This window comes from Bradyrhizobium betae, assembly GCF_050632175.1.
Classification (GTDB): Bacteria; Pseudomonadota; Alphaproteobacteria; order Rhizobiales; family Xanthobacteraceae; genus Bradyrhizobium; species Bradyrhizobium betae_B.
This window is the reverse complement of record NZ_CP192576.1, coordinates 6,628,138-6,641,386: the sequence shown is the minus strand read 5'-3', so window position 1 is coordinate 6,641,386 and position 13,249 is coordinate 6,628,138. Positions and strand designations below refer to the sequence as shown.

General features: G+C 62.9%; 12 protein-coding genes and 2 pseudogenes. 11 read left to right on the top strand and 3 right to left on the bottom strand.

Annotated features, from left to right (window positions below; genetic code table 11):
- The first annotated feature begins 141 nt into the window (after positions 1-141).
- The 5 genes from ACQ86E_RS31955 (at position 142) to ACQ86E_RS31935 (ending at position 4,316) form a co-directional block, all read left to right on the top strand.
- On the top strand, positions 142-519 hold the full coding sequence (locus ACQ86E_RS31955) for a hypothetical protein (protein WP_431203340.1): 378 nt from the start codon (positions 142-144) through the stop codon (positions 517-519).
- A 2-nt stretch (positions 520-521) separates the two neighbouring features.
- Entirely contained in the window at positions 522-779 is a 258-nt protein-coding gene (locus ACQ86E_RS31950) for a DUF5985 family protein (RefSeq protein WP_431203339.1), read from the top strand.
- Positions 776-1,045 carry a DUF5985 family protein gene (locus ACQ86E_RS31945; RefSeq protein ID WP_431203338.1) on the top strand — a complete coding sequence of 90 codons (270 nt, stop codon included), beginning with the start codon at positions 776-778 and terminating at the stop codon, positions 1,043-1,045. Before ACQ86E_RS31950 ends, ACQ86E_RS31945 begins: the two co-directional genes overlap by 4 nt.
- Positions 1,046-3,271: an alpha,alpha-trehalose-phosphate synthase (UDP-forming) gene (locus ACQ86E_RS31940; RefSeq protein ID WP_431203337.1), complete on the top strand. Its 2,226-nt coding sequence runs from the start codon at positions 1,046-1,048 to the stop codon at positions 3,269-3,271. It abuts the gene before it with no gap.
- A 172-nt stretch (positions 3,272-3,443) separates the two neighbouring features.
- A complete protein-coding gene (locus ACQ86E_RS31935) occupies positions 3,444-4,316 on the top strand; it encodes a Crp/Fnr family transcriptional regulator (RefSeq protein WP_431203336.1) in 873 nt (290 codons plus the stop codon).
- Between the two features lie 21 nt (positions 4,317-4,337).
- Here ACQ86E_RS31935 and ACQ86E_RS31930 read toward each other — a convergent pair.
- Both ACQ86E_RS31930 and ACQ86E_RS31925 read right to left on the bottom strand, forming a co-directional pair.
- Positions 4,338-5,533: pseudogene (locus ACQ86E_RS31930) on the bottom strand (acetylornithine transaminase).
- Between the two features lie 271 nt (positions 5,534-5,804).
- Positions 5,805-6,446, bottom strand: a complete 642-nt coding sequence (locus tag ACQ86E_RS31925; protein WP_431203335.1) for a hypothetical protein — start codon at positions 6,444-6,446, stop codon at positions 5,805-5,807.
- 507 nt (positions 6,447-6,953) lie between these two features.
- Between ACQ86E_RS31925 and ACQ86E_RS31920 the strand changes: the two genes are divergently transcribed.
- The 4 genes from ACQ86E_RS31920 to ACQ86E_RS31905 all read left to right on the top strand — a co-directional run bounded on the left by ACQ86E_RS31920 (position 6,954) and on the right by ACQ86E_RS31905 (position 9,731).
- Positions 6,954-7,640, top strand: a complete 687-nt coding sequence (locus ACQ86E_RS31920; RefSeq protein WP_431203334.1) for a hypothetical protein — start codon at positions 6,954-6,956, stop codon at positions 7,638-7,640.
- Between the two features lie 198 nt (positions 7,641-7,838).
- Positions 7,839-8,270, top strand: a complete 432-nt coding sequence (locus ACQ86E_RS31915; protein WP_431203333.1) for a MerR family transcriptional regulator — start codon at positions 7,839-7,841, stop codon at positions 8,268-8,270.
- On the top strand, positions 8,203-8,622 hold the full coding sequence (locus ACQ86E_RS31910; RefSeq protein ID WP_431206619.1) for a carboxymuconolactone decarboxylase family protein: 420 nt from the start codon (positions 8,203-8,205) through the stop codon (positions 8,620-8,622). Before ACQ86E_RS31915 ends, ACQ86E_RS31910 begins: the two co-directional genes overlap by 68 nt.
- Positions 8,623-8,783: 161 nt before the next feature.
- Positions 8,784-9,731: a hypothetical protein gene (locus tag ACQ86E_RS31905; protein ID WP_431203332.1), complete on the top strand. Its 948-nt coding sequence runs from the start codon at positions 8,784-8,786 to the stop codon at positions 9,729-9,731.
- A gap of 19 nt (positions 9,732-9,750) precedes the next feature.
- On the opposite strand, the gene rimO is transcribed toward ACQ86E_RS31905, so the two are convergent.
- Entirely contained in the window at positions 9,751-11,076 is a 1,326-nt protein-coding gene (rimO, locus tag ACQ86E_RS31900) for a 30S ribosomal protein S12 methylthiotransferase RimO (protein WP_431203331.1), read from the bottom strand.
- Between the two features lie 109 nt (positions 11,077-11,185).
- On the opposite strand from rimO, the pseudogene ACQ86E_RS31895 reads away from it, so the two are divergent.
- Positions 11,186-11,775: pseudogene (locus ACQ86E_RS31895) on the top strand (ANTAR domain-containing response regulator).
- Entirely contained in the window at positions 11,772-12,935 is a 1,164-nt protein-coding gene (locus ACQ86E_RS31890; protein ID WP_431203330.1) for a CmpA/NrtA family ABC transporter substrate-binding protein, read from the top strand. Before ACQ86E_RS31895 ends, ACQ86E_RS31890 begins: the two are co-directional and overlap by 4 nt.
- Positions 12,936-13,249: the final 314 nt, after the last annotated feature.

Sequence of the window (13,249 nt, the reverse complement as noted above, 5' to 3'; positions counted from 1 at the left end):
CGGGGCGCATCGTCGTGCGATCAGTTTGTCTTGCGTGCAACACCGAGAGGCCCTCGGACTCGCCCAAGAACTAGGCCGAGGCCGTCGACAGGCGTGCGCCTTACGCCTTTGGTCTTGAAACGCAATGCTTTCACGTTCGCAATGGCAGATCAGTACGTTTCCGAGGAGTTGCGCGGCTTCATTTTGGAGCGGATCGATTCCGTGGCACAGATCGAGGCGCTTCTTCTCATTCGATCCGATCCTCGATCGCAGTGGAGCGCCACGCGGCTCGCGGAGCGGCTTTACATCAGCAAGTCTGAAGCAGCCGAGGCTCTGAGCCGCCTTTGCGCCTCCGAGCTGCTGTCCTGCGCCGATGAAATCTATCGCCTCGAAGGTGTGCCCGAGCAGAACCGGGTATTGATCGAGCAACTGGCGGACGTGTATTCGCGCCACCTTATTCCAGTCACGAACCTCGTTCACTCGAAACCTCGCAGGATCGGCTCGTTCGCCGACGCGTTCAAGTTCCGAAAGGGGTCGTGACCGTGTCCTCGTTCATCTACGGGCTGTGTGCGGCGACATCGGCGGTTTGCGCGGGGATGCTCCTCGGCGCCTACCGCCAGAGCAAATACCGGCTGTTGCTGTGGAGCGGCCTGTGTTTCGTCGGGCTCGCGGCGAACAACGTCGTCCTCGTGCTCGACAAGGTGGTCTTGCCCGATGTGGACCTGTCGTCCCCGCGCCTGTTCGTTGCGCTGATCGCGATGACGGTGCTCCTCTACGGATTGATCTGGGACACGGAATGATGACGAGCAATCTGTCTACGGTTCTATCCGGCGCGGTGGCGATGGCTTCGTTCGCGACGACACTCTTTTTCGTGAAATTCTGGCGCCAGACTTCCGACGTGTTCTTCCTGCTGTTTGCCTTGGCGTTCGCAATCGACACGGTCTCGCGTACGGCACTCGGGCTCACTCACGTCTCGAACGAGGTCGAGCCGGTATTCTATCTGCTGAGGCTCGCGATGTTTGCACTGATCATTGCCGCAATCACCGTCAAGAATCGGTCGCGTTGAATGCCGATCCGCTTCAGGGATTTTCTCCGCTTCGGCGTGTTCGGCATTGCCGTCGCCCTGATCGTTGCGTTCGGTATCTCGCCGTTCACGGGCGGGATCGTTCAGCAATGGTCGCGCAGCGATGTGGAGGCGCGGTCGCGGCTTGTCTTCAACGCGATCCAGCCCTTTCTCGACCGGGACATCGAGGAGCAGTCCTGGGATCGCCTGAGCGATCTGTTCGGGCGCGTTGCGCAGGACAAGAAGATTCTCGCGGTCGGCTTTTGCAGTCATGCGGGGGCGCTGGTCGCGCCGACGCCAGAAATGCCGTCGAGTTTCGGCTGCGACAAGATCGCCAAATCGGAGAACGAGAGCTTTGCGGACATCGCCGTCGGCGGGCGGCGAATTCTCGTCGCGGCGTTTCCTGTCAACGGTTCCAGGGGCCGATCCTATCTCGTGATCCTGACCGATTTGAGCTTTGCCAGTGCGCGCTCGAGCCAGGTCCTGTCCTATGTGCTGGCCTCCCTGGCCGGCGTCGTTCTGGTTCTGACCGTCGGCTCGATCATCTTTGCCGTGTTCATGCTCAGAAGCTGGATGAGTTCGCTCAGGCGCGCGGTCGACGAGGTTCGTCTGGGGACGGCGGGGAAACGTCCTCCGGCAAGCAGTTCGGCGCTCGATCGCGAGATTCACAAGCTGCTGCGGCGGACCGAGGATTTCAGCCTGGCGCACCAGATCGACTGGACGCCGAAAGCGCTTCAGGACCTGCTCCATGGCGTGTTGCCGGGCGCCGAGGTTCTGGTCCTCGCGAACCGCGAGCCCTACATTCACAACCGGACCGATCACGGCATCGTCGTCCAGCGGCCGGCAAGCGGGCTGGTCTCCGCTCTCGAGCCCATCATGCGGGCCTGCGGCGGCACCTGGGTTGCGCACGGCAGTGGAAGTGCGGACCGGGAAACCGTCGATGAGAACGACAGGATCGGCGTTCCGGAAGGTGCGCCCAGCTATGCGCTGCGGCGTGTCTGGATATCCGAAGCCGAGCAGGATGGCTATTACTACGGCTTCGCCAACGAAGGGTTGTGGCCGCTCTGTCACATCGTGTTCGTGCGCCCGGTCTTTCGCAGCGGCGACTGGCATATGTATCGGGAGATCAACCAGCGCTTCGCCGATGCTGTCGTCGCCGAGGCGCAAACCGAAGATCCCGTCGTCCTCGTACAGGACTATCATTTCGCACTCGCCCCCAAGATGATTCGTCAACGTCTGCCGAAGGCGACGATCATCTCGTTCTGGCACATCCCCTGGCCCAACGCCGAGACGTTCAGCATCTGCCCGTGGCGGCGGGAGATCATCGAGGGGATGTTGGGGAGCACGATTCTCGGGTTTCATACCCAGTTTCACTGCAACAATTTCGTCGAGTGCGTCGACCGCTTCGTGGAGAGCCGGATCGACCGCGAGGTGCAGGCAGTCAGCCTTGCCGGGCACGAAACCAGAATTCGCGCTTACCCGATCTCGATCGAGTGGCCTCCCAGCGCGCTCGCGAGCGTGCCCGCACGAGCGACGTGTCGGGCCGAAGTCTTCCGAGAGTTCAATCTGGCCGAGGGAACGAAGCTCGTTGTCGGCGTCGAGCGCTTCGATTACACCAAGGGCATTCCTGATCGTATGAGGGCGATCGACGCGCTCTTGACGCTTGATCCTTCCTGGGAAGGACGGCTCGTGTTTGTTCAAGTTGCAGCCCCGACGCGGAGCAAGCTCGACACTTATTCCAGGCTACAGGCTGAGGCAGAAAGCCTCGCCGATGCGATCAATGCTCGCCATCCGGACCGGCAGGCTCCGATTCGACTGGTAGCGCGCCACTATGAATCGTCCGACGTATTCAAGCTGTTTCGGGCCGCCGATGTCTGTGTGGTCAGCAGCCTGCACGACGGCATGAATCTCGTCGCCAAGGAATTTGTCGGCTCCCGTGACGACAACGCCGGCGTTCTCGTTCTCTCCAGCTTTACCGGGGCCTCGCGGGAGATGTCGGAAGCCCTGATCGTGAACCCCTATGACACGGAAGAACTTGCAGCCGCCATCAAGCGTGCGATGACCATGCCGCTGGACGAGCAAGCCGAACGGATGAAGCTGATGCGGCAGCAGGTCAAGGAGAACAACGTCTATCGTTGGGCCGGCACCATGCTGGTCGATTCCGCGCGAAGCCGCACGCGGGAACGAATTCTTGCCTTGACGTCTTCAGGGGCGCAGCCCGGACCATGACACGGGTTGGCGGTTGATGCGAGCTCTTGGTCCCGCCGCGGTTCCGTGCATCGCGCCTGCGCTGCTATGTCACAATGCAGTCCGGCGACCGAAGGCTAGTTTGCGGCCAGGTCGATGGTCGTTCGTTTCGAGCGACCGCCTGCCGATTGCGAGACTGGGGCCAGTGTAGGACATGTTCGATCTCGTTTCATCGAAACTTGTCGGCGGGGCGCATGCAACGCCTTCCATGGTTCAGAATGCGATCCTCGCGACCTTGCCCGAGCCGCAATTCGAACTGCTTCGACCGCATCTCAAAGCCGTTTCGCTGAAGCGGAACGAGATCCTCCAGGACGCTTTGCGCCACCCGGATGCCGCATATTTCATTGAGTCCGGCGTCGTCTCGCGTATGGTGCGAACGGTGAAGGACGGTCTGGTCGAGGTGGCGGTCGTCGGGAAATTCGGTTTCGTCGGCGTATCGCTGGTGCTTGGTGCGGCGCAGACGGTCCAGAGAAGCATCGTCCGCGTTCCCGGCACTGCGCTACGCATCGATGCCGCAGCGTTCCGCGATATCCTGCATCAAAGCCCGGAGACGCGCGAACACATGCTGGGATATGTTCAGCTGCTGATTGCGCTGAACGCGCAGATCGCCCTGTGCAACGCGAGACACGATATCCCCGAGCGCGTAGCGCGCTGGATGTTGCTCGCCCAGGATCGCATCGGGGGCGACCGGCTTCCCGTGACGCACGGTGTCATGGCGGCCGCTCTCGGCGTGAGGCGCCCAAGCGTGTCGAAGGCCCTTTCCGATTTCGAGGCGAAAGGTATCATCGAGGGGAGGCGCGGCGCCATTCGTATCCGCGATATCGATGCCCTGCGCGGGGAGGCCTGCGAGTGCGAGCAGAATCCTGAAGGACAGATTTCGCCTTTTCCGCGACATGCCCCACCATCGTCGCGTCATGTGACGCCGTGCCCGAGCCGTCGCGCCCCAGATGCGACGGCTCGCCGGCCTGGCCCAGGCATGATCGTGGTCCCGCGAGCGCGCACGCGACGCGGTGCCGTGATCCCCTGAGCCAGGCATCCTGCACCTCGTTTACGCCACGCGTCTCGCCGCGCCGGCCTTGATCAAGATCGTATCGAGACAATCGATCATCTCGGCGATCTCTGCCTTGGTGACGTTCAGCGCGGGCATGAAGCGCAAGGTATCCACCTGCGGCGCGTTGAGGAGCACGCCGGCCTCGAACGCCTGCGCGACAATCCCGGGCGCCATCGGCAGCTTGAGGTCGAGTGCGAGCAGCAGCCCGCGGCCGCGCACGCCGCCGAGGCCGTGCCGGGCCGAGACCTTCTGCAACTCGCTTTCGAGCAGCAGGCCCGTCTCGGCGACCGTCTTCAGGAAGTCCGCCTGGCTGACCTGCTCCATCACGGCGAGCCCTGCCGCGCACATGATCGGGTTGCCGTTGAACGTGCCGCCCTGGTCGCCATGCTCGAAGCAGGAGGCGCGTTCGGTCGCGAGCAGGGCCGCGAGCGGGACGCCGCCGCCGATGCCCTTGCCGAGCGTCATGATATCGGGCGCGATGCCGGTGTGCTCGTAGTGGAACAGCTTGCCGGTCCGGCCCATGCCGGTCTGGATCTCGTCGAAAATCAGCAGCAGGCCGTGCGCCTCGGTCAGCGCGCGTAGCTGCTGCAGGAACTGATCGGTCGCCGGCCACACGCCCGATTCACCCTGGATCGGCTCGAGCATCACCGCGACGGTGTTGTCGTTGATCAGGCTTTCGACCGAGGCGATGTCGTTCAACTTCGCCTTCTTGAAGCCGGCGACCTTCGGCTCGAACAACGGCTCGAACGCCTTTTGCCGGACGCCGACATCGTCGCGAGCGTCCGGCCGTGGAAGCCGCCCTCGAAACTGATGATCTCGAACGCGCCGTTCCTGTGCAGGCTGCCATATTTCCGCGCGAGCTTGATCGCGCCCTCGTTGGCTTCCGCGCCGGAATTGGTGAAGAACACCTGGTCGAAGGCACTGTTGTCGACCAGCGCCTTGGCGAGGTTGAGGCTCGGCGCGTTGTAGAAGGCGGGGCTCGGGTTCAGCAGCCGCTTGGACTGGGCGGTGAGCGCATCGGCGATCGCCGGCGGCGAATGGCCGAGGCAGTTCACGGCCCAGCCTTGGACGAAATCGAGATAGCGCTTGCGGCTGTCGTCCCAGAGGTAGGAGCCGGCGCCGCGGACGAATACGGCCTTGGGCCGTGCGGTGATGTCCATCAGCGCGTCATAAGGATGCGTGGCGTTGGTCATGTCGAACTCCTCTGGAGGCGGGTGGAATCGGGGTGCGAAAAGCAGAAAGGCCGCACCTTGCGGGTGCGGCCTTTCTCGAAAACTTAAGCTGAATTCAGTGCTTCAGCGGCGTCGTCGGACATGGCGCACCCTCTCATCGTCGCGGGAGCGACGACGGAGCATTTCGGTGCGCTGATGGGTCCGAGCGTTGATCATGGGGCGCGGCAATACATGCCAATGGCGGGGGTTGTCAAGCGGGCGTTTTGCGAAACACCCGCGCGGCGTGCATCGGTCAGGTCAGATGCGCGGCTTCCCCGGCGTCCTCGTCGCCCCAGTCCGCATCGGCAATCGCGCTGTCGATGAGCTCGCCGCGCAGCAGCTTGAGCGGCGATTTCCAGTACAGCGCGATGTTGTGGAAGGGATCGGTCAGCACCTTGAACGCCCACACCAGGCCGGTCGTGACGTCGCGCGTGACGAAGAGCTGGAGCATGCGCGCAAACCCACCGCCGATGCCGATCGCAAGCCAGAGCGCGCCGACATGGCGGACGAAGTCGAAGCGATCGGCGGGAAGATCGAACAGTCCGAACAGCGTCGGATCTGCGTATAGCGCGATCGGCGCGCTGCCCCAGACCAGCAGCAGGATGATCTTGCGGGTCTGGTTGTAGCCGACCTTGACCGCTTCCTTGTAGTCGTTGCTGACGTCGTTGACGGCGTCGTAGCCGTTCGGCTCGAAGAAGAAATGTCCGGTCTGCCGCGTCAGCATCGCGAGCCAGCCGACGATGCCGGCAAGCGCCGGGTCCTTGAACAGCAGCGCATAGCAGCCGAGGAAGATCACGGCACTGATCAGGTGCAGCGTCTGGTTGACGGTGCTCTGGTGGTAGAAGCGGTAATCGTCGAAGCGCTGCGTGCGCAGCATGTTCGAGAGGTGGCTCATCCTCGTTCCTCGCTCGCGTTGAAAGGCGAGCGAGAGTTAGGACGAGTCCGTGACCCCCGCGTGAATGCAATATAGTGTCACATTGCTGGCATCGTGACGTCGCACGCGACGCATGAGAGAATTGTGATAACTTCAACGGACCCATGGCGCAGAATCTCAACGCGCCTTCGACGGAAACTTTCATGCCTCTAGCGCGTTTGTGATCAACGCGCGAAAATTGGCTCGAACCGGATTTCGTCCGGGACCGACCAAGAGGGGCGGGACCAACCGATAGTTTTAAACCCTTGTCCGAGACGCCTTACCCGATAGACTTCGACAGCATTCGCGGCGCGTTTCCGCCGGGCATCGAGGCGCCATCCCTGCTGGTCGACTTTGCCGATTGGCTGAAGGGGCGACCGTGGGGCAGCGTCGGCTGCTTCTCCCTGCAAGGCCAGTTCTCCGATTCCGCGCCGATCTTCGACGGCAGTCCCTTGCGCAACAGCTTCTCGCTGTTCATGCGGTTGCCGGATGGCCTCGGCCGTCGGCGGCTGGTATGGCGCGGGTCTGGATCGCGACAATCCGCCGATCGTGGGGCTGGGCTCCGAGGGCGACTACGAGTTGCTGGCGCCGAGCCTTGACGGTTTGCTGGCAAAACTGACGTCGCAGCAATTCGGCAAGGCGTGGAGCGATCTCAAGCCGCATGACGAGGTCGAGTGCCAGACGGTCGAGCTGGCGCAATGGCTGGCGGCACAACCGGCCGGCGACAAGGCGGCGTGCGACGACGGCGCAGCGGAGCTTCCGGATTTTCGCGGCTTCATGGAAAAATGGAGCCGCGACCGCGAGGACTATTGGGCCAATCACCGCCTGATGGCTGAACTCGGCTGGCGCCTGGCTGCACATCTGCCGAAGGGCAAGAACGCGTGGGACAAGACGCATTTCGAGGTCGCTATCGTCGGCAAGCAGTACGAGGCGCGCGTGCTGTCGCGCGGGCCGCAGCCGTTCGAGGAGGCCGCCTCGATCGAGATCCCTGCTGCGCGATCTGCGCGAGGACATGCGCAAGGCCCAGCCCGAGCTCGGGCTATGGTACGCGATGAAATTCGGCCTTTACGCCGACGGTCGCGTTATGCCGAATTTCGAATACGATGTGCGCCCGACCATCGCCGGCGAGCCGGCGCTGCTGTCCGAGGCAAAAGCCGATCTCGCGCGCGCGCCTAGGCCTGAGCGTTGGGTGCCGAAATGGCTGGCGGGATATTGAAGCTGGGAGTCCCGCGATGCTGCCGCCCAGCCGGCGCGGTGAAATCTTCCGCTGACGCGCCAACATGCTTTCGCGGGGAACGGCACCTGCGATCCCCCTTGACTTAGAGCGCGCTCGAAGGGGTATCTGTATGTGCGTCAGTACGAGAACGGGCACCCATGAAGATCGGCGACCTCGCAAAACGAACCGGCCTGTCGACGCACACGCTGCGCTACTATGAGCGCATCGGGCTGCTGCCATACGCTGACCGGGATCGCTCCGGCCAGCGTGACTTTGACGCTTCGATCATCACATGGATCGCATTCCTCGGTCGGCTCAAGACCACGGGAATGCCGATCCGGGACATGTTGCGTTATGCGGCGCTTCGTGACGAAGGCGACGCGACCGGGCCAACCCGGCGGCAGATGCTAGAAGTCCACCGGGAACAGGTTCGCACGCAGATTGCCGAACTCCAGGAATGCCTACTCGTCCTTGATACCAAGATCGCCGGCTATGCCGGCGACGAACAGAGGACGAAGGAAAATGACGCACGCCCAAACCCAAGCCGAAAGCCGCTTCGATCGCGGCCAGCGGGCCCTGTCACGCATTGACGGCAGTGCCGGCGAGAAGGTCATCGCCTCGCTTGCCGACATTGCTCCGGATTTCGCACGATACGTGATCGAGTTTCCGTTCGGCGACATTTACTGCCGCCCGGACCTCGGCCTGCGCGACCGAGAGATCGCGACGATCGCCGCGCTGACGGCGCTCGGCAACGCCGCGCCTCAGCTCAAAGTGCATATCGAGGCGGGTCTGAACGTCGGGCTCTCTCGCGCCGAGATCGTTGAGATCATCATGCAAATGGCCGTCTATGCGGGCTTCCCGGCGGCGCTGAACGGGCTGTTCGCCGCCAAGGAGGTGTTTTCCGCGCATGACGGACGGCAGGCGTCGGGAGAGGCGACATGACGAGCTTGCTCCAAACATTCTTTCTGCTCGGCAGCATGGGCATTGCGGCCTCCCGCACGTGCCTTGCCCCGGCGGACGCCTGATCATTGCGGTTTCGCCCTTGCGTCTTACGTCCGCTTGGTGATGCTGCCTTTGACAAGTTGGCGGCATCCGAGGCGCGATTGATCAGGTCAGTACAATTCGAGAAGATTGGCGACACGCCGACGCTTCCCGGGTTCTCGCTCGCTGTGAGCGGGGTGACGGGCGATCGGTCGCGGCTGTTTCTGTTTGTCGAGGAGTCCGGACGTCAGGCAGTGTTCGAGAGCGATCATGGCGGCATCGGCTCGTTTCCGCGGGCAAGAATGGACGGTCCAAAGCGATTTCGCCTTCTGAGGGAGAGCAACGGATCGGTCCAGACGATTGATTTGCCGCCACTCGATCTTGCATTCCCAAAAGTGGATATGTTTCCCGACGGCCGGCTCTTGCTGGCCGCCACCAGGTGCAACTGGCGGGCCGAGACGGATTACGACCTGAACGGAATCATCTTCGATCCTCATACCGGGCAAGCGAACCGCATTCTCCTCGGCGACGGCATCAGCGATCTCCAGATTGATGACCGCGGCCGGATCTGGATTGCGTATTTCGACGAGGGTGTTTTTGGAAATTATGGATGGGGACATCCGGGCCCCGCGCCGGTTGGGCAGGCCGGGCTACTCTGCTTCTCGGCTATCGGGGACAAGATTTGGGCGTTTCCGAACGATGCCGGCCCTGCGATTTATGATTGCTATGCGCTCAACGTAACCGGAGCGGAGGCTGCCATTGTCTCCTACCCGGATTTCCCGATCTGCAGAATTGACGCTGAATTTCAGTTGACCTCGAAGCGCACGAAGCTCCGAGGCTGCCACGCCTTCGCAATGTCTGAGGCGGAGATTCTGTTTTCAGGGCAATACGACGATCCACCCGATGTGGCCTACATCGGACGATTGGATCGAGAGGGGATGATCCTTGTCGGGCGAGCACGCCTGTTGATGCCCAACGGCTCAGCGCGGCCCCACGGCCGATTGCAGGGCCGCGGCAAGCATCTGTATCATTTCGGCGAGGACGGCGTTTATCGGGCGACCGTGAGTTGAGACGGTCGAGGGAACGCCTTCAGAACCCCGCTACGCTGCCGTGCAGATCGTATTGGTCCGCGCGCTCGATCTTCGCCGTGACGATCTCGCCGACGCGCAAGGGGCGGCGGCTCGTCGGATACACCGCGCCGTCGATCTCCGGCGCGTCTGCCTTGGAACGGCCCTTGGCCACGGTCGGGCCGACCTCGTCGATGATGATCTGCTGCCGCGTACCGACCTTGCGCTTCAGCCTGCGCGCCGAGATCTTCTGCTGTCGCGCCATCAGCGCGTTGTAGCGCTCCTGCTTGATCTCTTCGGGTACCGGATTCTCGATCGCGTTCGCCGTCGCGCCGGCGACCGGCTCGTACTTGAAGCAGCCGAGACGATCGATCTCGGCCTCATCCAGCCAATTGAGCAGGTATTCGAAATCGGCGTCGGTCTCGCCGGGGAAGCCGACGATGAAGGTCGAGCGCAGCGCCAGATCGGGACATTCCTCGCGCCAGCGCTTGATGCGCGCCAGCGTCTTGTCCTGCGCGGCCGGGCGCTTCATCGCCTTCAGCACCTCGGGGCTCGCATGCTGGAACGGGATGTCGAGATAGGGCAACACCTTGCCCTCGTTCATCAGCGCGATGACCTCGTCGACATGCGGGTAGGGGTAGACGTATTGCAACCGGACCCAGGCCCCGAGTTCGCCGAGCTCGCGCGCGAGATCGAGGAATTTGGCCCGGACCTGGCGATCCTTCCATGGGCTCTCGGCATATTTGAGATCGACGCCATAGGCCGAGGTGTCCTGGGAGATCACCAGCAGCTCTTTCACACCCGCGCCGACCAGGCGTTCGGCCTCGCGCAGCACGTCATTGGCCGGGCGCGAGACCAGATCGCCGCGCAGCTTGGGGATGATGCAGAAGGTGCAGCGGTTGTTGCAGCCTTCCGAAATCTTCAGGTACGCGTAATGCCGTGGCGTCAGCTTGATGCCCTGCGGCGGCACCAGATCGACATGCGGATTGTGGGCGGGCGGCAGCGCGCGGTGCACGGCGTCGAGCACGCTTTCGTACTGCTGCGGGCCGGTGATGGAGAGCACGCCGGGATAGGCCTGTTCGATCGCTTCCGGCTCGGCGCCCATGCAGCCCGTCACGATGACCTTGCCGTTCTCGGCCATGGCCTCGCCGATCGCCGAGAGCGATTCCTGCTTGGCGCTGTCGAGAAAGCCGCAGGTGTTGACGATGACGATGTCGGCCCCGTCATGCTTGCGGGCGAGCTCGTAGCCCTCGGCGCGCAGGCGCGTGATGATGCGCTCGGAATCCACCAATGCCTTGGGACACCCGAGCGACACGAAGCTGACCTTGGGCGCAGCCGTCTGATCCATATCCAAATCTGCCTGATTGACAGGCCTGAGCTAGTCCCAATTGCCCATAATTACAACCCTTTGCATGGCCTTCCGGCATGCTATGGATGAATCCCGTGGTGGGTGAGCAATGAGCGCCGAACAGTCGCCTAAAATCGTGATTGTCGACGAAAGCCCGATCCGGGCCGCGATCCTCGAGGAGGGGTTGCGGGAGGCCGGATTCACGCAGATCGTTCATATCAGCGAAATGCAGAGCCTGCTGGCCCGTATTTATGCGGTCGACCCCGACATCATCCTGATTGATCTGGAGAACCCCAGCCGCGACGTGCTGGAGGCGATGTTCCAGGTCAGCCGCGCCGTTCGGCGGCCGATCGCGATGTTCGTCGACCAGAGCGATTCATCCTCGATCCAGGCCTCCGTGGAAGCGGGGTGTCCGCCTATATCGTCGACGGATTGAAGAAAGAGCGCATCAAGCCAATCCTCGACCTCTGCGTGTCCCGCTTCAGCGCGTTCGCAAAACTCCAGGAGGAGCTGGAGCGCACCAAGTCGCAACTCGAGGACCGCAAGGTCATCGAAAAGGCCAAGGGCATCTTGATGCGGGTCAAAGGCCTCAACGAGGACGAGGCCTACGTGCTGATGCGCTCCACCGCCATGCGCGAGAAGAAGAAAATCGGCGAGATCGCCCAGTCGATCATCACCGCGTCGGAGATGCTGAAATGACGACCCCGTTGCGTATAGGGTTCATCCCGCTGGTCGATGCCGCCGCCCTGATCGTCGCCGTGGACAAGGGCTTTGCCGCCGCCGAGGGACTCGACGTCACGTTGGTGCGCGAGGTGTCCTGGTCCAACGTCCGTGACAAGCTCAATATCGGCCTGTTCGACGCCGCACATCTGCTGGCGCCGGTGGCGATCGCGTCCTCGCTCGGGCTTGGCCACGTCAAGGTGCCGATCGCCGCTCCCTTCAATCTCGGCATCAACGGCAACGCGATCACGGTCTCGCCGGCGCTTCATGCGGCGCTGATGGAGGAGATCGACGGCGACCGTTTCGATCCGATGGCCACTGCAAAAGCGCTGGCGAAGGTTGTTGCCATCAGGCGCAAGGCAGGGGCCGAGCCACTGACCTTCGGCATGACCTTCCCGTTCTCGACCCACAATTACCAGCTGCGGTTCTGGATGGCGGCGGCCGGCGTCGATCCGGACGAGGACGTGCGCCTCGTGGTGCTGCCGCCGCCTTACATGGTCGATAGTCTCGCCAATGGCCATGTCGATGCGTTCTGCGTCGGCGCGCCCTGGAACTCGATCGCCGTCGATCTCGGAATCGGCCACATCCTGCATTTCGTCTCCGATATTCTCGTGCGCGCGGCGGAAAAGGTCCTGGCGGTCCGCCAGACCTGGGCCGACAAGCATCCGGATGTCGTGGCGGCTCTGGTGCGGGCGGCCGTGAACGCGGCCGAGTTCATCGAAAACCCTGCGAACCGGACCGAGGCGGCGCGGATCCTGGCGCAGCCGGACCGGATCGGCGTCGATGCGGAGGTCATCCAGCGGACTCTCGACGGACGTTTGAAGATCTCGTCCGACGGTACCTTCCGCGAAAGCGGCCGCTACCTGCTGGTCGGACGCGAAGGGGCAGGGCGTCCGGACACGGTCCAGGCCGCCTGGCTCTATGCCCAGATGGTTCGCTGGGGCCAGACCGCGCTGACGCCTGATGGCGTCAAGACGGCGATGGCCGTGTTCAGGCCGGATCTCTACGACGCCGCCCTCGGCCAGCAGCCGCCGGCCGAAGCGCCTGCGCCGTTCGGCGCCTTCGCGGGGCCGACGTTCGATCCCGGCAACATTCGGGGGCATCTTGAGGCCTTTGCGGTCGGGCGCTGGAAGGCCTGATTCGGCCTGCATCGCTTCTGAGCGCTTGGAGCCTTCGTCTAAATTTTGGGCGTGCTGCTCGAATTTCGCAGGCGTTCCCGTCCGGGTTTTGCGGTCTGCGCTCCTAATCCCCTGAGAAACCGACAATTTTCGCTCCATGGAAGCTGGCACGCAACTTGTATGTTGCGGTGCGGCCAGCTTGTCGCAGATGCCTGCTGAGCCAAGTCCCACAGCAACGAAGCTGATTGGACCGTCGGGTGGCGAAGCAGGCTCCAAGGCCTGCCGAGTTCTCCGCGGGTCGAACCTCATTCCCTCGATTCCACTCCCGGTGGACG

Coding starts and splice junctions, on each gene's coding strand:
- ACQ86E_RS31955 (WP_431203340.1), top strand. CDS start 142: ATGGCAGATCAGTACGTTTCCGAGGAGTTGCGCGGCTTCATTTTGGAG.
- ACQ86E_RS31945 (WP_431203338.1), top strand. CDS start 776: ATGATGACGAGCAATCTGTCTACGGTTCTATCCGGCGCGGTGGCGATG.
- ACQ86E_RS31940 (WP_431203337.1), top strand. CDS start 1,046: ATGCCGATCCGCTTCAGGGATTTTCTCCGCTTCGGCGTGTTCGGCATT.
- ACQ86E_RS31935 (WP_431203336.1), top strand. CDS start 3,444: ATGTTCGATCTCGTTTCATCGAAACTTGTCGGCGGGGCGCATGCAACG.
- ACQ86E_RS31925 (WP_431203335.1), bottom strand. CDS start 6,446: ATGAGCCACCTCTCGAACATGCTGCGCACGCAGCGCTTCGACGATTAC.
- ACQ86E_RS31920 (WP_431203334.1), top strand. CDS start 6,954: ATGGCCTCGGCCGTCGGCGGCTGGTATGGCGCGGGTCTGGATCGCGAC.
- ACQ86E_RS31915 (WP_431203333.1), top strand. CDS start 7,839: ATGAAGATCGGCGACCTCGCAAAACGAACCGGCCTGTCGACGCACACG.
- ACQ86E_RS31910 (WP_431206619.1), top strand. CDS start 8,203: ATGACGCACGCCCAAACCCAAGCCGAAAGCCGCTTCGATCGCGGCCAG.
- rimO (WP_431203331.1), bottom strand. CDS start 11,076: ATGGATCAGACGGCTGCGCCCAAGGTCAGCTTCGTGTCGCTCGGGTGT.
- ACQ86E_RS31890 (WP_431203330.1), top strand. CDS start 11,772: ATGACGACCCCGTTGCGTATAGGGTTCATCCCGCTGGTCGATGCCGCC.